Raw genomic sequence first — 16,916 nt, forward strand, 5'->3', positions numbered from 1 at the left:
GGCGCCCGGCTATCCGGCCGTGCCCAGGTGCACGACGTGCGGGCCCGGATGCAGCAGGAAGTCGCGGTGGCTGATGTTGTACGCGTAGGCGCCGGCCAGCGCGAACACCACGACGTCTCCGGCGCGGACCCGGCCCGCGCGGACCCGGCGGGCCAGCACGTCCTTGGGCGTGCAGAGCTGCCCGACGAAGGTCACCGCCGCCTCGGCACCGGTGTCCGGGCGCGCCCATGGCCGGTCCCAGCCGTCGGTGGCCAGCACCACCAGCGGCTGGTCGTGGCCCTTTGCGGCGGGGGTTCGCAGGTGGTGCGTGCCGCCGAGGCAGACCGCGAACCATTCACCGTGGCTGCGCTTGAGCTCCAGCACGCGGGTGATGTACCAGCCGGAATAGGCGCTGACCGCGCGGCCCGGCTCGATCCGCAGCACCGGCTCGGCCCCCCCGTCGCGGTGCGCGGCGGCGTGCCCGGCGAGCAGGCGTCCGTACTCCGCCCAGTCGAACAACCGGTCAGGGCGGTGGTAGTCCACCGCCATACCGCCGCCGACGTTGACCTCGTCGAGCCGCATCCGGTGCCGTCGCCCGAAGTCCAGCGCCCAGCCCAGCACCGCGGCCCCCTGGGCGGCGCACCCCACCGGGTCCAGACCGCTCGCGAGGTGGGCGTGCACCCCGGCGATCCGCACCCCCGGCAGCGCGGCGCGCGCGGCGGCGCAGGCGTCCGCCTCCGCGGGGTCCATGCCGAACGGGCTCGGCGTCCCGCCCATGGTCAGCGCAGCACCCTGCACCGGGCCGCCCGGGATGTTGACCCGCAACAGCACCGTGACCACCGCACCCGCCGCGCGGGCGGCCGCGTCCAGCCTGCGCAGCTCGGTGCGGCTCTCCACGTGGTAGCGGGCGACCCGGGCGGCCACCGCCGCGGCCAGTTCGGCGTCGGTCTTGCCGGGCCCGCCGAACGCCAGCTCCACCCCGGGCATGTGCCGCCGGACGTGGGCGAGCTCGCCACCGCTGGCCACCTCCAGCCCGTCGACGTGCCGGGCGGCGGTCGCGAGCACGCCCGGGTCCGGGTTCGCCTTGACCGCGTGCAGCACCTCCAGCCGCAGCCCGGCGGCGGCGCCGGCCGTGCGCACGTCCGCGCACAGCGCCGCGGTGTGCGCGTCGAGATGGTCGAGGTCGTAGACGTAGGCCGGTAGCGCGTCCCGGCCGGCGAGGTCGACCGCCGTCGCGGCGACCGCCCCGGTCAGCAGGGTGCTCATCGCGGACCCTCGGCGAGCCTGCGGCCCATCGGGTTCGGGAACGGCACATAGCCCGCGTGCCGGTCGGCCGCCCGCTCCCAGCGCAACAGGAGGTTCGTCTTGGCCGGTAGCGGCGCCCCGGCGAGCAGCGCGCGCAGCCGCGGGGGTTCCCCGAGTTCCGCGCCGGCGGCGGCCAGAACCTCGGCGAGGATCTCCCACAGCCGCTGCTCGAACCGGCCCGCGTCCGGTCCGGCCGCGACGGACAGATCGGTCAGCGCACCGGCGACCTCGGCCAGATGGTTGACGAACAGACAGTAGGCGATCCGGTTCCAGCCCCGCGCCTCGTCGTAGCCGACGGCGCGCGCGACGTCGGCGGGCAGCGCCGCCAGTGCGTCGGCGTGCCGGTCGGCGACCAGCTTGGTGCCCTCCAGGTCGCGCGCCAACACCCGGACCGGCAGCTGGTCCGGGCCCACCACGACCAGCACGTTCTGCGGATGTGGTTCGAGCACGACACCGTGCTCGGCCCACAACCGCAGCACCGGCGTAACCAGCAGCGACAGGTAGCGCCGCCACCACAGGGTGGCCCAGCCGGCCGGATCGGCGGCCCCGGCCCGCGCGGCGAGATCGACCAGCCGGGTGCCGGTGCCCGCCGGATCCGGATGTTCCGCCGCCAGCGTCCCCGCCAGATGCACGCGCTCCCCGGCACGCACGTGTTCGCGCAGCCCGGACCGGACGATCGTGCCCAGCGCCTCCAGCAGCCGATACCGGGGTCCGGGCTCGAGATCGGGCAGCTCCACCGAGCGCGCGGCGGGCTCGGCCAGTACGGCGAAGTCCGGATGCGCGGCGGCCACCTCGGCGCACGGGCCTTCCAGCAGCCGGGTCAGCGCGACGGCCCCCGCCAGCTCGTATGCCGCGTTCTTGCGCAGGCAGTTCGTGATCCGCACGTTGAGGCTGGTCTTGAGGAACCGGTCGGCCTCGGGCTGGTAGAGCGTCCGCACGCTCGCCGTCGGATGGCACGCGACACCGACCTCGCCGAGGTCCCGCAGCGCGCCGCGGGCCAGCGCGGCCCGCAGCACCGGTCCCAGCTCGGGGTCGGCCGCCAGCAGCCGGTACTGCCACGGGTGTACCGGGACCGCGCGGCGGTCCGCGCCGATCCGTTCCTGGTGCCCGGCGAGCAATGCCGCGGTGCACGCGTGCTCGTCGAACCCGGCGTGCGCGTCGACGGAGTGGTCGAGCACGTGCTCGGCCGGGACGGAGAGCCAGCGCAGCGGGAACGCGGTCCGGGCCTCCGGCGCGTAGCGCCGCCAATGGCGGTGCTCGCCCGGGCGCCACTTCGGCGCGGGATGGCGCGGATGGCCCGCGAGCAGGGCCTGCTCGGAGTCGAGGTAGGCGCCCGCGACCCCGGCGACGACCAGGGCCGGGCGGGCCGGCCGGGTCCGCAGGATCTCGGCGAGCGCGTCCCGGCTCGCGGTCACCTGGGGCATGAACTCGTCGTTGCGCCGTCCGGTGTGCACGGTCAGCTCCGCGCCGACCATGGCCGCCAGCCGCTCGAGATCCACCGGGTCCCACCGATGATCTGTCCGCAGCTCCACCGGGGCGGGAGCGAAGCGGTGCACGGCCACCGGCGAGCAGCGGCGCAGCCGGGCGCGCAGCAGCCGACCCGTATGCGGCAGCCGGACGACCAGGTGCTCCCCGGCCACCGTGGTCTGCTGCTGCGGCCCGGCGACCTCGCGGACCAGCACCCCGAGCAGGGTGTGCGCGGCCATCAGATCGGCGTCCGCTCCGGCCGTGGCGGATTCCCGCGGGTCCGCGGCATCGGTGAGGGAGAGGGTCACGGTGCGCTCCGTTCTGTTCGTCGTCCCGTGCGCAGGTAGTTGGGTCCGCTGCGGCGGTAGTGCTTGTTGACATCGGCGCAGCCGAGCCGGTGCTTGGGCAGCAGGGTGCCCGCGGTGACCATCGCCTTGATCGGCCAGCGGTCGGCCTCAAGCACGTGCCGGCGCAGCAGCCCGGCCGCGGCGACCGAGCCGGGGTCGCCCGGGTCGCACCACCGCAGGGCCGCCTCCTCGATGCGGGTGCCGGCCAGCGCGAACAGCCGCGCACGGCGGTGGGTGTCCGCGCCCGCGTGCTCGACGACGAGCGCGCCGACGCACAGGTGCAGCGTGATGGTCACGACCAGATCGGCCAGTTCCGCCGGGTCCGATACCGCGATCCGCCGGTCGTGGAACGCGGCAGGCTCGACCGGCAGCGGCGCATCCGGGCCGAGCACGGCGGCCAGCCGGGCACAGTCGATCCGGGCGCCGTCGTCGTCCTTGTAGACCAGCCGCAGCCAGTCCGGCTCGCCGTCACGAGTGGCGATGACGATGTTCTGCTGGTGCGCCTCCAGCGCGATGCCGTAACGCAGCCACAGCGCGAGGTGCCAGTCGAGCAGGGCGGAGAAGTAGGCGTCGAACCAGAGGACCGGGTCCGCGCCGGTGTGCCGGGCGGCGAGCTTGTCGAGCAGGGTGCTCCCGGGGTGGTGCGGGTCGGCGGCGAGCAGCGCGGCGACGGGGACGAGGGTGTCGCCGGTGAGCTCGGCCGGATAGCGGCGGACGAGCACGGCCAGCAGCTCGTCCGGGCTGTCGAGCCACTGCGACTCGTCGGCGAGCAGGATCCGGCGGCGCAGCCGCGGCTCCCGGCGCAGGACCGCCGCGAGCAGCCGGTGCACGGTGTCGCCGTCGGCCAGCGTGCCCGGGGCGATCGTGCGCCGGTTGCGCCGCCCGAGGGTCGCGGTCGGCAACGGCAGCTTCAGGTGCACGCCGGGCTCGGCGTCGAGGGCGACCGTGCGGGTGGACAGGGTGGGGGTGACGGCGGGTCCGGTGGCCGCGACCAGGCCGGGTATCCCGCGGTCGGCGGTGAGCGGGTGCACGGGCACCGCGAGGTGGTCCCGGTCGGCTCCCGGCTCGGCGCCCAGCTGGGACGGGTACGGCCACCAGCGCGGCGGTCCGGCGGCCTCGAACGCGGGGGACAGGCGCAGCCGGGCCCTCGGGACGATGGCCCAGCGCAGCGGGAACGACGGCCGGAACTCCGGGGCGTAACGGCGCAGCTCGGCCTCGCTCAGCCCCCAGCGGCAGCGGCCGGTCGGGTGCACGGGGTGGTCGCGCAGCGCGGCCAGCGCCTCGTGGCGCAACAGCCCGGCGAACCCCGCGACCGGGGCCTCGCCGGCCAGCCGGGCGCGCAGCCGCGGACCGGCGCGCTCGTGCAGCCGCGCGGTGGCCAGGGCCTGCGCGCACTCCTCGGTGAAGTCGGCCCAGCCGGCCCGCGCCTCGGCGTCGTCCGGGGCCAGCGCGGCAAGCGCCCCGGCCATGGTGTCGACGACCGCCGGGCCTGCCGCGGCGTCCGGGCCGTCCAGCACGAGCATCGGGGCCGCGACGGCGTGCTCGGCGAGGAACCCGTCGGGCCGGACCGGCAGCGCCACCCGGCGCCCGTCGCGGAGCGGCGCCCGCCACCAGGTCTGGTCCGCGGGCAGCGCGGGGTCGCGGACCAGTGCTCCCGTGCTGGCGAGGCCGAGGTGGTCCTCCCGGAGCAGGGCGTCGAGCACCCGCCTCAGCAGGTCGCGTTCGGCGACGTCGGGGCCCGGCACCGTGGCGGTCACGCGGATGCCGCCGCGGGCTCGATCGGCCAGGCCGCGGCGGCGCGGTAGCGGTCCAGTGCGGTGTTCACCCGAGCGGCGTCCGGGCCGATCGCGTGCACGACGGCCACGTAGTCCCGGTTGGTGCCGTGCCATCCGGCGCTGGTCCCGACCGCGCGCAGCAGGCGGTGGCCGAGCCGGACCCCCTCGGGGAGGTCGACGACGCCCTCCGCGGGCGCGTCGGCGAGCCGTCCGGCGCGGTCGGCGAGGACGTAGTCGACCCGGGCGTGGCGGTCCAGCGGGGCCGGATCGGGCAGGTCGGCGGGCAGCGACTCGCCGCGGTGCAGCCGGATCAGGATGGCGAACAGATCGATGCCGAGCAGCTCGGCGCAGACCAGATCCATGGTGTCGCCGATGAGGCGGTAGTTGACCTCGATGATCCGGGCCCGGTCGCCGTGCACGACGAACTCGGTGTGACAGGCGCCGAGGCCGACGCCGAGTGCGGCGAGCTGGGCTCGCAGATGCGCGTGCACCGGCTCGGGCAGCAGCGGGTCCCAGTCCAGCCGGGTCTCGGCGAAATGCGGCGGCGGCCCGAGCGCGGTCCGCCACGAGCCGAGGTGGTGCAGCGCGGCGCCGTCGCCGAGGGTCTCGTAGGTACGCACCGGCCCCGGCAGGTACTCCTCGACCAGCAGGGCCGCGCCGGGGCGGTGGGCGCGGATCTGGGCGACCCGGGTCCGGAGCGCGCCGGGGTCGGGGACCAGCACGACGTCCTCGCTGGCCACGCCCTCGCACGGCTTGACCACCACCGGGTAGGGCAGCCCCGCGGCGATCGCGGCCGTATCGTCCACGTCGATCTGATCGTCGATCTCGACGCAGGCGACGGTGTCCAGGCCGGCGGCCGCCAGCGTCCGGCGGGTCAGGAACTTGTGCTTGCAGCGCTGCGCCGCCCGCCACGGCTTGGCCGGAAGGTCGAGCAGTTCGGCGGCGAGCGCGGTCGGGGTCTGCAGGTGATCGCTGTTGCTGAACAGTGCCTCCGCGGCCCCGAACCGCCTGCGTAGCGCGAGGACCCGGGCGGCGACCGCGGCGGCGTCGCGCACCGCGACGGGCACGACGGCCCGCGGGGGGTGCGGGTGGCCGGCGTAGGCGGCCCGGTGGGCGTCGGGGCTGTCGGTGAGCAGCACGACCTCGGTCCCGACCCGGGCGGCGGCGGGCAGCAGGCCGTGGGTCACGGCGTCGGTCGGGTTGAGTGCGGTCAGGTATAGCGGCACGGAGCGTCTCCCGGCACTTGGTGGTCCCGGCACTGTTGGTCAAGGGCACGTGCCGATGACTCTGGGAACACGATCGACTACTTACCGTCTCTTATACAGCGCAGGCTGCCCTAACTAAGGCGAGCCTGGTCGGAGGCTCGCGGACCGGGGTCTGGCGCATCGTGTTAATGACCGCTAACCTGTTAATGACCGCTAACCGAGGAGGGGCCTGTGACCGCGACCTTGTCCGGCGCCGTCGACCCGAGTGACGAGGCGGCGACGCGCAACGCCGAGTCGCACCGCACATTGGTCGCGGACCTGAACGCCCGGCTGGCGGCAGCTCGGCTGGGCGGTTCCGAGCGGGCTCGCGCCCGGCACGTCGAGCGCGGCAAGCTGCTGCCGCGCGACCGGGTCGACGCGCTGGTGGATCCGTCGAGCCCGTTCCTCGAGCTCTCCCCGCTGGCGGCGAACGGGATGTACGGCGACGAGGCCCCGGGCGCCGGAATGATCACCGGCGTCGGCCGGGTGGCCGGTCGCGAATGCGTGATCGTCGCCAACGACGCCACGGTCAAGGGCGGCACCTACTACCCGATGACGGTCAAAAAGCACCTGCGCGCGCAGGAGGTGGCCCTGCACAACCGGCTGCCGTGCATCTACCTCGTCGACTCCGGCGGCGCCTACCTGCCCGAGCAGGACCGGGTCTTCCCCGACCGCGAGCACTTCGGCCGGATCTTCTACAACCAGGCCACGATGTCCGGGCTGGGCATCCCGCAGATCGCCGCGGTGCTCGGCTCGTGCACCGCGGGCGGCGCGTACGTGCCCGCGATGAGCGACGAGGCCGTGATCGTCCGCAACCAGGGGACGATCTTTCTCGGCGGGCCGCCGCTGGTGAAGGCCGCCACCGGCGAGGTCGTCAGCGCTGAGGAGCTGGGCGGCGGCGACCTGCACTCGCGGGTCTCCGGGGTCACCGACCATCTCGCCGCCGACGACGCGCATGCGCTGCAGATCGTCCGCTCCATCGTCGAGACGCTGGGCCCGCGCGCCCCGCGGCCGTGGGACGTGCGGCCCACCGAGGAGCCGCAGGCCGATCCGGCCGAGCTCTACAACGTGGTGCCGACCGACTCGCGGACCCCGTACGACGTGCGCGAGGTGATCGCCCGGATCGTCGACGGGTCCCGGTTCCACGAGTTCAAGGCCGAGTACGGGACGACCCTGGTCACCGGCTTCGCCCGGCTGCACGGCCATCCGGTCGGGATCGTGGCCAACAACGGGATCCTGTTCGCCGAGTCCGCGCTCAAGGGCGCGCATTTCATCCAGCTGTGCGACCAGCGCGGGGTCCCGCTGGTGTTCCTGCAGAACATCTCCGGATTCATGGTCGGCCGTGAGTACGAGGCGGGTGGGATCGCCAAGCACGGCGCGAAGATGGTCACGGCAGTGGCCTCCACCCGGGTCCCGAAGTTCACGGTGATCATCGGCGGGTCCTTCGGCGCCGGGAACTACTCCATGTGCGGGCGGGCGTACTCGCCGCGGTTCCTGTGGATGTGGCCCAACGCGCGGATCTCGGTGATGGGCGGCGAACAGGCGGCGATGGTGCTGTCCACCGTCCGCTCGCCGAACGATCCGGAGCCCGAGGAGGAGTTCAAGGACCGGATCCGAGCGCAGTACGAGACACAGGGCCATCCCTACTACTCGACGGCCCGGCTGTGGGACGACGGCGTGATCGACCCCGCGGACACCCGCACGGTGCTCGGGCTGGCCCTGTCGGCGGCGGCGAACGCCCCGCTGGGCGATCCGGCCTTCGGCGTCTTCCGGATGTGACGCCCGCTCGCGCCGTGCCCACTCCCGCCCCCGTCCCGCCCAGGAGCCTCGCATGTTCGACACCGTCCTGATCGCCAACCGCGGCGAGATCGCGATGCGGGTGATCCGCACGCTGCGCGCCATGGGCGTCCGGTCCGTGGCCGTCTACTCCGACGGCGACACCGCCGATGCGCCGCACGTCGCCGCCGCCGACGTCGCCGTCCGGATCGGCCCGGCCGCCGCGGCCGCGAGCTACCTGTCGATCCCGGCCGTCATCGACGCGGCGCGAGCCACCGGGGCGCAGGCGATCCACCCTGGATACGGCTTCCTTTCCGAGAACACCGCCTTCGCGGCCGCGTGCGAGGAGGCGGGGATCGTGTTCGTCGGCCCGCCGGCCGCCGCGATCGAGGCGATGGGCGACAAGATCCGCGCCAAGGCGACCGTGGCCAAGGCGGGCGTCCCGGTCGTGCCCGGCTCGAACGGAGCGGGGCTGTCCGACGCGGAGCTCGCGCTCGCCGTCGAGGATGTCGGCTTCCCGGTGCTGCTCAAGCCGAGCGCGGGCGGCGGTGGCAAGGGGATGCGTGCGGTGCATCGCGCCGACGACCTCGCGGACGCCATCGCGAGCGCGCGACGTGAGGCACGCGGCTCCTTCGGGGACGACACGCTGCTCGTCGAGCGGCTGATCACCACGCCGCGGCATATCGAGGTCCAGATCATGGCCGATGTCCACGGCAACGTCGTGCATCTCGGCGAGCGCGAATGCAGCCTGCAGCGGCGCCACCAGAAGATCGTCGAGGAGGCGCCGTCGGCGCTGCTCACGCCCGCGCAGCGGGAACGGATGGGGGCCGCGGCGGTCGAGGCGGCCCGCGCGGTGGGCTACACCGGCGCCGGCACCGTCGAGTTCATCGTCGAGGCCGGGGCGGGTGGAGAGGACCACGAGTTCTTCTTCATGGAGATGAACACCCGGCTGCAGGTCGAGCACCCGGTCACGGAAATGGTCACCGGACTGGACCTGGTGGAGCTGCAGCTGCGGGTCGCCGCGGGCGAGCGGCTGCCGATCACCCAGGACGACGTCGAGCTCACCGGACATGCGGTCGAGGCCCGGATCTACGCCGAAGACCCCGCCGCGGGCTTCCTGCCCACCGGCGGCCGGATCCTGGCGCTGCGCGAGCCCGGCGGCCCGGGAGTCCGGGTCGACTCCGGTATCGCGGCGGGTGGCATCGTCGGCTCGGACTACGACCCGATGCTCGCCAAGGTGATCGCCCACGGCGCCGACCGGGACGAGGCGCTGCGGCGGCTGGACACCGCGCTGGGCGACACGGTCCTGCTCGGGCTGGGCACGAACATCGGATTCCTGCGCGCGCTGCTCGCCGACGCCGACGTCCGCGCGGGACGGCTGGACACCGGGCTCGTCGGCCGCAGGGCAGCCGCTCTGGTGGCCGGGGGGCTGCCCGACGACGTGCTCGTCGCCGCCGCCCTGCACGCACTGGCGCGGCTGGAGCCCGCCGGGCCGATGGTCGACCCGTTCGACGTGCCGGGCGGCTGGCGGATCGGCGAGCCCGCCGTGACCACCTGGCGGATGCTCGTGGCCGGCCACGAGCCGGCCGAGGTCCGGGTCCGCGGGCGGGCCCATGCCGCCGAGGTCTCGGTCGGCGACGCCCCCTTCTCTCCTGTGAGCGCGCAACAGTGTTCCAACACTGTTGCGCACTCACAGTGCCTCGTGACCCGGGGGAATGTCACCCGGGCCTATGCGGTGGCGCAGGACGGGGCCACGCTGTGGCTGGCCCGGGACGGGCAGGCGTGGGCCCTCCGCGAACAGGAGCCGCTCGAGGCCGCCCGGCACGCCGACGCCGCCGCCGGCGGGCCCGTGCTCTCGCCCATGCCCGGCACGGTCACCGTCGTCGAGGTCGCCGATGGCGACCACGTGGTCGCCGGTCAGCGGCTCGTCGTCGTCGAGGCAATGAAGATGGAGCACGTGCTCACCGCCCCGGTCGACGGGGTGGTCCGCGAGCTGCGCGCCCGCGCGGGCAGAACCGTCGCGAAGGACGCCGTGTTGGCCGTCGTCGAGCACATTTCGGAAATGGAGTGATCATGGACTTCGAGCTCAGCACGGAGCAGGAATCGCTGCGGGCGACCGTGGAGCAGTTCGCGCACAAGGAGGTCGCCCCGGTCATCGGGGAGTACTACGAGCGCTGCGAGTTCCCTTACGACCTGGTGGCGAAGATGGGCGCGATGGGCCTGTTCGGCCTGCCCATCAGCGAGGAGTACGGGGGCATGGGCGGGGATTACTTCGCGCTGTGCCTCGCCCTCGAGGAGCTCGCCAGGGTCGACTCCTCGGTCGCGATCACCCTGGAGGCCGGGGTCTCGCTGGGCGCCATGCCGATCTACCGCTTCGGCACGCCGGAGCAGAAGCGCAAATGGCTTCCGGCGCTGACCGCGGGCGAGAAGCTGGGCGCGTTCGGGCTCACCGAACCGGGCGGCGGCTCTGATGCCGGCGCCACCCGCACCACGGCACGGCTCGACGGCGACGAATGGGTGATCAACGGCTCCAAGTGCTTCATCACCAACTCCGGCACCGATATCACCTCGCTCGTCACCGTCACCGCCATCACCGGCGAGCGGGAGGGCGGCAAGAAGGAGATCTCGGCGATCATGGTCCCGGCCGGGACCCCGGGTTTCCGGGTGTCGGAGAAGTACTCGAAGGTCGGTTGGAACGCCTCCGACACCCGCGAGCTGTTCTTCGACGACTGCCGGGTGCCCGCGGCGAACCTTCTCGGCGAGCGCGGCCGCGGCTACGCGCAGTTCCTGTCCATCCTCGACGAGGGCCGGATCGCGATCGCCGCGCTCTCGGTCGGGCTGGCCCAGGGCTGTATCGACGAGTCCATCCGCTACGCCAAGGAGCGCGAGGCGTTCGGCCAGAAGATCGGCGCCTACCAGGCGATCCAGTTCAAGATCGCCGATATGGAGGCCCGGGCGCACACCGCGCGGCTGGCCTACTACGCCGCCGCGGCCAAGATGCTGCGCGGTGAGCCGTTCAAGAAGGAGGCGGCCATTGCCAAGCTGGTCGCCTCGAACGCGGCGATGGACAATGCCCGCGACGCCACCCAGATCTTCGGCGGCTACGGATTCATGAACGAGTACCCGGTCGGCCGCTTCTACCGCGACGCCAAGATCCTGGAAATTGGGGAGGGCACCTCCGAGGTGCAGAAGATGCTGATCGCCCGGCTACTGGGCCTCTGACCGGGCAGTCCGCGTCCCCACCGGTACCTCGGCTCACGACGGGGGCACGCGATGGGCGGCCGGACCGGAGCGGACGGGTGGCGGTCGCTGGAGCGCCACAGCCATCGCGTGCTGGCCTGCACCCTGTCGGCGAACGCGCTGGTGTTCTTCGACCAGACCGCGGTGACCGTCGCCCTGCCCGCGATCGGGCGAGAGTTCGGAGCACTGCTCGACGAGCTGCAATGGACGATCACCGGCTACCTGCTGGCGATGGCCGTGTTCATGGCGGTTGCGGGCAGACTGGCCGATCACTGGGGACGACGGAGGGTGTTTCTGGGCGGGCTGGCCGTCTTCGGGCTGGGGTCGGCGCTGTGCGCGGCGGCACCGACGCTCGGACTGCTGCTCGCGGCCCGGTTCGTCCAGAGCATCGGCGCGGCGATCGTCCAGCCGCTGGCGCTGAGCACCACGAGCCGCGCCGTCGGCGACGACCGGCGCGGCTGGGCGATCGGTGTGCTGTCCACCGGCGGCACCACGCTGCTCGTGCTGGGCCCGTTGCTCGCCGGGGCGCTGCTGACGGTCGGCTGGCGGTGGCTGTTCCTGGTCAACCTGCCCGTGGTGGTGTTCGCACTGGTGCTCGGATGGCGGTACATCACCCCCTCGCGGGAGTCGGTTGCGCAGCCGGTCGGCTGGCCCGGGATCGGGCTGCTGCTGGTGGGCCTCGCCGCGCTGGTCGTCGGGGTCGTCGGGGTCGCGGACCTCGGGACGCCGGCGATCGCGCCGATCGCGGGCGGGCTGGCCGTGCTCGGGCTGTTCGGCTGGAGCCAGCGGCGCAGCAGGCACCCGGTGATCGATTTCCGGCTGTTCGGCGACCGGATGCTGGCCGGTTCGGTGGCCGCGCTGTTCGCCATCCAGTTCGCGGTCTTCGGCGCCACCGTGTCCCTGGCGCTGTACCTGCAGCACGGGCTGGGGCTCGACGCGTTGCGGGCCGGTGTCGTGATCGCGGTGGCCGGGCTGGGCACGCCGCTGTTGTCGATCCACACCGGACGACTCGCCGATCGGCGCGGACCGCGGGCGCTGGTGCTGCCGGGGCTGGTGCTGGCCGCGGTGGGCCTCGCCGCGCTGGGCTGGGCCGCCGGCCTCGGCGGGGTGGCGGCGCTCATCCCGGGGCTGCTCGTGCTCGCGCTGGCCCGGCCCATGGTGTTCACCCCGGCCAGCATCGGGCCGCTGCGCACGCTCGGCGCCGCACACCGGGCGTTCGCGGCGAGCGTGGTCACCGAGGCCCGCCAGCTCGGTGCGGTGCTCGGCGTGGCGCTGACGACGACCGCGTCGATCGCCGCGCACGGCCAGATCCTCGTCGACGGTGATCGGGGGCTGGTCGACGGCTTCCGGGCCGCGGTGTTCGTTGCCGCGGCGGTCTGCACGGCGGCGGCCGTGCTGGTATGGCGGCGGATGCCCGCGTATACGCGACCGGGGCAGAGCGGTACGGTCCGGCTCGACGACCGGGAGGAGCCGACGGTGGCAAGTTGGGACGATCTGGTGTCCTACGTCCGAGTGCGATACGAGATCATGCGCGCCCACGGGGAGGAGCTGTGGTTCAACCTCCCGACCACCGGTGACCGGACGCAGCTGGTTGTGGTGCGGAAGGTCACCGGCGACGACGGCCACCCGTGGGCGCAGATCGCCTCGCCCGTCGCCAGGGCCACCGACATCGACCTGGCCCGGCTGCTGGAGCTGGCCGGTGACTCGGTCGTCGGCGGTGTCGCCTCGACCGACGGGGTGGTGCTGTTCCGGCACTCCATCGCGCTGGAGGAGCTGGACCTGGACGGGTTCGAGCGTCCGTTCCGCATCGTCGTCGAGATCGCCGACCGGCTCGAGGAGACGCTCACCGGCGCCGACGTGCACTGACCCCGGCCGGCCCGCGGGCGGTCAGGTGGCCACGCGGGCGCTGAGCACGCCGGGCCGTTCGGCCACCGACTGGAGTTCGGTGAGCGTCGGGTAGCCCTCGGCGAGGAGCGCGACATCCGTCCCTGGCTCCGGGGCCTCGGCCGGTTCGTCCACCGACGCGTGCAACGCGCCGTGCGGGTCGCCGTCGCGGTGCACCACGCGGACCTGTACCGCGCCGAAGCGGCTCAGCCGCGCCTCGCGCAGCTCGCCGAGCTGGGTCGCAGGGCAGTTGGGCACGTTGAGTGAGAACACCGTGCCCGGCTCCCTGGCCAGCAACAGTTCGATCACCTCGGGCAGCACGTGCGCGACGGCGTCCCAATGCGGGTTCTCGGGCATCCACAGTCCACTGTCGAGCGAAACAGCGAGGCCGTACCAGCCGTGCAGGCTGGCGGTCAGGGCGGCGCCGACGGTGCCGGAGTGCAGGACCGCACGACCGACGTTGGCGCCGATGTTGATCCCGGACAGCACGATGTCGGGCTTCGGGTCGAACCACCCGCGGCCCGCCGCGTGCACGATGAAGGCGGGGTGTGCCTCGACGCCGAACGCCGGGACGCCCGGCAGCCCGGGAAGCTCGCGGGGATGCACCGCGGTGCCGTCGCCGTTGCGGATCGAGAGCACGGAGGCGCCCACCCCGCTGGAGTCGGTGTGCGGCGCCGCCACCGTCACGTCGAGTCCCGCGCCGCGCGCGGCGGCGGCGAGCTCCCACAGGCCGGGGGAGTCGATCCCGTCGTCGTTGGTGATGAGGGCGCGGAGCCGGCGAGTGTCGTCCACGCATCTACCGTAGGTGAGCACGACGGCCGATGGCGCTCGGAGGAGAGCGGTCCCACGCGGGTGGACCGCCGGTCAGTTCAGGTGCGCCCGGAGCGCCCGGGCGGCCGTCCGCAACCGATCGAACTCGGCCGCCGTCACCGGAGAGGCCGGATCGGCGGCCGCCGCGGCGACGTACCGGTCGAGCATCCGGGCGCCGTCGAGCCAGCGGCCCCGGTCGCCCTGCACCCGAGCCAGGTCGATGAGCAAGGCGATCTCGTCGGGGTGCCCGGGGCGCAGCGCGAGCCGCATCCGCAGCACCCAGTCCAGATCGGCGGGCCGTTGCCGGTGCCGGTAGATCACCCGCAGGTTCTCCAGCATCCGGGTGAGGATCTGCCGGGTCGTGGACCGGGCCAGCAGCTGGGGCCCGAACGGGACATCGGGGCCCGCGCCGGTCACGTCGCGGAACAGCGTCTCGCACGCGGCGTCGTCGAGCAGCCTGCCGCCGGCGAACACGTCGAGATGTTGCCTGCCGCCGACCGGCCGGACCAGGAAGTGGCCCGGCATCCCCACGCCCTCCAGCTCGATCCCGGCCCGGCGGCCCACCTCGATGGTCACCACGGCCAGTGTGATCGGGATCCCGGTCCGGCGGGTCAGCACGTGCGGCAGCAGCGAGTTGCGCGGGTCGTAGTACTCGGCGGTGTTCCCGGTGAAGCCGGCCTCGGTGAACAGCCGGTGCACCAGACCGTCCAGCGACGTGACGCCATCGGCCAGCCGGTCGAGTTCGGCGAGCCATGGCGCCGGGTCGAGGGCGGGATCGGCGCCCGCGGCGATGGCGAGCGCGCCGTCGTCCAGCGCCGGCTCCGGCGCGGCGACCAGGACAGCGAAGCGTTCGACCGGGTCCACCCGACCATCGTGCTCGTTCCGCAGACCGAATGCCGTCCAACGACACAGTCTGCCGAGACCCGATGGTGTGGCAGGGTGGCGAGGTCGGCACTGGTGCGGCCAGCCGGCCGCCCCGTTTCGAGTTGAAGGGGTAGGAGCATGCGTGTCATCGGCGGGATCGACGAGCTGCGTGCGGCCAAGGGATCCGAGCTCGGGAAGAGCGGATGGATAACCGTCGATCAGCCCAGGATCAACCAGTTCGCCGATGCGACCGAGGACCATCAGTGGATCCACGTCGACGTCGAACGCGCGAAGGAGGGCCCGTTCGGCACCACGATCGCCCACGGCTTCCTGACGCTGTCGCTGCTCCCGGAGTTCGTCAGCCAGGTCTACAAGGTCGAGAACGTCAAGATGGGCATCAACTACGGGCTGAACAAGGTGAGGTTCACCTCTCCGGTGAAGGTCGGCAGCCGGATCCGGGGCAGCATCGAGCTCACCGACGTCGCCGATGTGGACGGTGGCGTGCAGCTCACGAACAAGATCACCGTGGAGATGGAGGGCTCCGACCGCCCGGCGCTCGTCGCCGAGTGGCTGACGCGCCAGTACGTCTAGCACGGTTGACAGAAGGAGAGACGCATCGATGCGTGAGGCGGTCATCTGTGAACCGCTGCGGACCCCGGTCGGCGGGTTCGGCGGGTCCCTGCGCGACGTGCCGGCCCACGAGCTCGCGACGACGGTGATCACGGCGCTGCTGGAGCGCACCGGGATCCCGGCGGAGTCGGTGGACGATGTGCTGCTGGGCAACTGCTATCCGACCATGGACGCCCCGGCGATCGGCCGGGTCGCCGCGCTGGATGCCGGGCTGCCCGTGACCGCGACCGGGTTGCAGATCGACCGGCGCTGCGGTTCGGGGCTGCAGGCGGTGATCTACGCGGCGATGCAGGTGCAGGCGGGCGCCTCGGAGGTGGTGCTCGCCGGCGGCGCCGAGTCGATGAGCAACGCGCCGTTCTACTCCACCTCGATGCGCTGGGGGGCCAAGGGCGGGCCCGGGGTGATGCTGCACGACGCGCTGGCCCGTGGGCGGGTGACCGCGGGCGGGGTCAACTACCCGGTTCCCGGTGGGATGCTGGAGACCGCGGAGAACCTGCGCCGGGAGTATTCGATCTCGCGTCAGGAGCAGGACGAGTACGCGGCGCGCAGCCATCAGCGCGCGGCCGCCGCCGCCGCGGCGGGCCGGTTCGCCGACGAGCTGGTCCCGGTGACCGTCAAGGGCCGCAAGGACGAAGTGCGCGTCGAGCGCGACGAGCACATCCGCCCGGACTCCACGGCCGAGACGCTTGCCCGGCTGCGTCCGATCCTGGGCCGGGACGACCCCGAGGCGACCGTGACCGCCGGCAACGCGAGCGGCCAGAACGACGGCGCCGCGATCTGCGTCGTCACACACCCGGCGAAGGCCGAGCAGCTGGGGCTGCGGCCGCTGGTGCGGCTGGTGTCCTGGGGGGTCGGCGGGGTGGCGCCCGCGACGATGGGCATCGGGCCCGTGCCCGCGGTGGCCCGCGCGCTCGACGCGGCCGAGCTGGCGCTCAAGGACGTCGACCTGATCGAGCTGAACGAGGCCTTCGCCGCTCAGGTGCTGGCCTGCACCCGGGAGTGGGGGTTCACCCCGACCGACTTCGAGCGGATGAACGTCAACGGGTCCGGGATCTCGCTGGGGCACCCCGTCGGGGCCACCGGCGGGCGGATCCTGGCCACCCTGAGCCGGGAGATGGTCCGCCGCGGCGCCCGCTACGGCCTGGAGACCATGTGCATCGGGGGTGGGCAGGGTCTCGCCGCGGTGTTCGAGCGGAGGTCCTGAGACCCGCTCGCCGTCTCAAATACGTCACAGGACTTGAAACATTGCCCCTCGGCGGACGAAATGCTCAGCGAGGCACCGTTCGCCGAGGGGAGCCGGGATGTCCAGAGTTGGCGCCGATCTGACGGGTCGAGATCTGGGGTTGCTGCGCGCCGTCGCAGCAGGCCGCTGCACGTTCCGACGCTCGTGCGAGCCGGTGCTGCTCGTCGACGACGTTCCCTGCGCCGACTTCACCGCCGCCCGCAGGCTCATCGCCGCGGGCCTCGTCGAGGCTCCCGTTCTCGGCCGCGTTCCCGCCCCCGCCGTGCTGACTCCGTCCGGACGCAGCGCACTGGCGCTGCGTCCCGCCTCCTGAGAACGACCGGTTCCGGGCGTGGCGCCGTTGCCCTGCCCG

13 protein-coding genes are annotated in these 16,916 nt (G+C 73.5%); 7 read left to right on the forward strand and 6 right to left on the reverse strand.

Translation table 11 applies throughout. The features are described from left to right. Positions 1 to 9: 9 nt before the first annotated feature. From G567_RS0103705 to G567_RS0103720, 4 genes are read right to left on the reverse strand one after another with little or no spacing between them, the layout of a single operon-like run. The gene (locus G567_RS0103705; RefSeq protein ID WP_028928908.1) at positions 10 to 1,245 is read right to left on the reverse strand and encodes an alanine racemase; all 1,236 of its coding nucleotides are present in this window, start codon (positions 1,243 to 1,245) and stop codon (positions 10 to 12) included. Continuing rightward, the gene (locus G567_RS0103710) at positions 1,242 to 3,059 is read right to left on the reverse strand and encodes an IucA/IucC family protein (protein ID WP_028928909.1); all 1,818 of its coding nucleotides are present in this window, start codon (positions 3,057 to 3,059) and stop codon (positions 1,242 to 1,244) included. Before G567_RS0103710 ends, G567_RS0103705 begins: the two co-directional genes overlap by 4 nt. After that, positions 3,056 to 4,855 (reverse strand): IucA/IucC family protein, encoded by a 1,800-nt coding sequence (locus G567_RS0103715; RefSeq protein ID WP_028928910.1) that lies wholly within the window; start codon positions 4,853 to 4,855, stop codon positions 3,056 to 3,058. Before G567_RS0103715 ends, G567_RS0103710 begins: the two co-directional genes overlap by 4 nt. Then, entirely contained in the window at positions 4,852 to 6,099 is a 1,248-nt protein-coding gene (locus tag G567_RS0103720) for an ATP-grasp domain-containing protein (protein WP_028928911.1), read from the reverse strand. Before G567_RS0103720 ends, G567_RS0103715 begins: the two co-directional genes overlap by 4 nt. A 222-nt stretch (positions 6,100 to 6,321) precedes the next feature. Between G567_RS0103720 and G567_RS0103725 the strand changes: the two genes are divergently transcribed. From G567_RS0103725 to G567_RS26620, 4 genes are read left to right on the forward strand one after another with little or no spacing between them, the layout of a single operon-like run. Next, complete coding sequence (locus G567_RS0103725) at positions 6,322 to 7,896, forward strand: carboxyl transferase domain-containing protein (RefSeq protein ID WP_211223844.1); 1,575 nt, start codon at positions 6,322 to 6,324, stop codon at positions 7,894 to 7,896. 52 nt (positions 7,897 to 7,948) lie between these two features. Further along, a complete protein-coding gene (locus G567_RS0103730) occupies positions 7,949 to 9,964 on the forward strand; it encodes an ATP-binding protein (protein ID WP_028928913.1) in 2,016 nt (671 codons plus the stop codon). A 2-nt stretch (positions 9,965 to 9,966) separates the two neighbouring features. Then, positions 9,967 to 11,115: an acyl-CoA dehydrogenase family protein gene (locus tag G567_RS0103735; protein ID WP_186814189.1), complete on the forward strand. Its 1,149-nt coding sequence runs from the start codon at positions 9,967 to 9,969 to the stop codon at positions 11,113 to 11,115. 51 nt (positions 11,116 to 11,166) lie between these two features. Further along, the gene (locus tag G567_RS26620) at positions 11,167 to 12,999 is read left to right on the forward strand and encodes an MFS transporter (RefSeq protein ID WP_084795821.1); all 1,833 of its coding nucleotides are present in this window, start codon (positions 11,167 to 11,169) and stop codon (positions 12,997 to 12,999) included. A gap of 21 nt (positions 13,000 to 13,020) precedes the next feature. Here G567_RS26620 and surE read toward each other — a convergent pair whose 3' ends face one another. Together surE and G567_RS26625 are read right to left on the reverse strand one after the other, a co-directional pair. Further along, entirely contained in the window at positions 13,021 to 13,809 is a 789-nt protein-coding gene (gene surE / locus G567_RS0103745) for a 5'/3'-nucleotidase SurE (protein WP_028928915.1), read from the reverse strand. A gap of 72 nt (positions 13,810 to 13,881) precedes the next feature. Continuing rightward, positions 13,882 to 14,691, reverse strand: coding sequence for a SirB1 family protein (locus G567_RS26625; protein WP_051232211.1), 810 nt, complete (start codon positions 14,689 to 14,691; stop codon positions 13,882 to 13,884). Between the two features lie 138 nt (positions 14,692 to 14,829). On the opposite strand from G567_RS26625, the gene G567_RS0103755 reads away from it, so the two are divergent. The 3 genes from G567_RS0103755 to G567_RS0103765 all read left to right on the forward strand — a co-directional run bounded on the left by G567_RS0103755 (position 14,830) and on the right by G567_RS0103765 (position 16,877). After that, a complete protein-coding gene (locus tag G567_RS0103755; RefSeq protein WP_028928916.1) occupies positions 14,830 to 15,282 on the forward strand; it encodes a MaoC family dehydratase in 453 nt (150 codons plus the stop codon). Positions 15,283 to 15,310: 28 nt separating this feature from the next. Next, a complete protein-coding gene (locus tag G567_RS0103760) occupies positions 15,311 to 16,525 on the forward strand; it encodes an acetyl-CoA C-acetyltransferase (RefSeq protein ID WP_028928917.1) in 1,215 nt (404 codons plus the stop codon). Between the two features lie 97 nt (positions 16,526 to 16,622). Then, complete coding sequence (locus G567_RS0103765) at positions 16,623 to 16,877, forward strand: hypothetical protein (protein WP_028928918.1); 255 nt, start codon at positions 16,623 to 16,625, stop codon at positions 16,875 to 16,877. Positions 16,878 to 16,916: the final 39 nt, after the last annotated feature.

Origin of the sequence: Pseudonocardia asaccharolytica DSM 44247 = NBRC 16224 (assembly GCF_000423625.1) — a bacterium.
In the GTDB taxonomy this organism is placed as follows: Bacteria; Actinomycetota; Actinomycetes; order Mycobacteriales; family Pseudonocardiaceae; genus Pseudonocardia; species Pseudonocardia asaccharolytica.

Excerpts from the sequence above, each read along its gene's own strand:
- G567_RS0103765 (WP_028928918.1), top strand. The coding sequence starts at position 16,623 with ATGTCCAGAGTTGGCGCCGATCTGACGGGTCGAGATCTGGGGTTGCTG.
- G567_RS26620 (WP_084795821.1), top strand. The coding sequence starts at position 11,167 with ATGGGCGGCCGGACCGGAGCGGACGGGTGGCGGTCGCTGGAGCGCCAC.
- G567_RS0103705 (WP_028928908.1), bottom strand. The coding sequence starts at position 1,245 with ATGAGCACCCTGCTGACCGGGGCGGTCGCCGCGACGGCGGTCGACCTC.
- G567_RS0103760 (WP_028928917.1), top strand. The coding sequence starts at position 15,311 with ATGCGTGAGGCGGTCATCTGTGAACCGCTGCGGACCCCGGTCGGCGGG.
- G567_RS0103755 (WP_028928916.1), top strand. The coding sequence starts at position 14,830 with ATGCGTGTCATCGGCGGGATCGACGAGCTGCGTGCGGCCAAGGGATCC.
- G567_RS0103735 (WP_186814189.1), top strand. The coding sequence starts at position 9,967 with ATGGACTTCGAGCTCAGCACGGAGCAGGAATCGCTGCGGGCGACCGTG.
- G567_RS0103730 (WP_028928913.1), top strand. The coding sequence starts at position 7,949 with ATGTTCGACACCGTCCTGATCGCCAACCGCGGCGAGATCGCGATGCGG.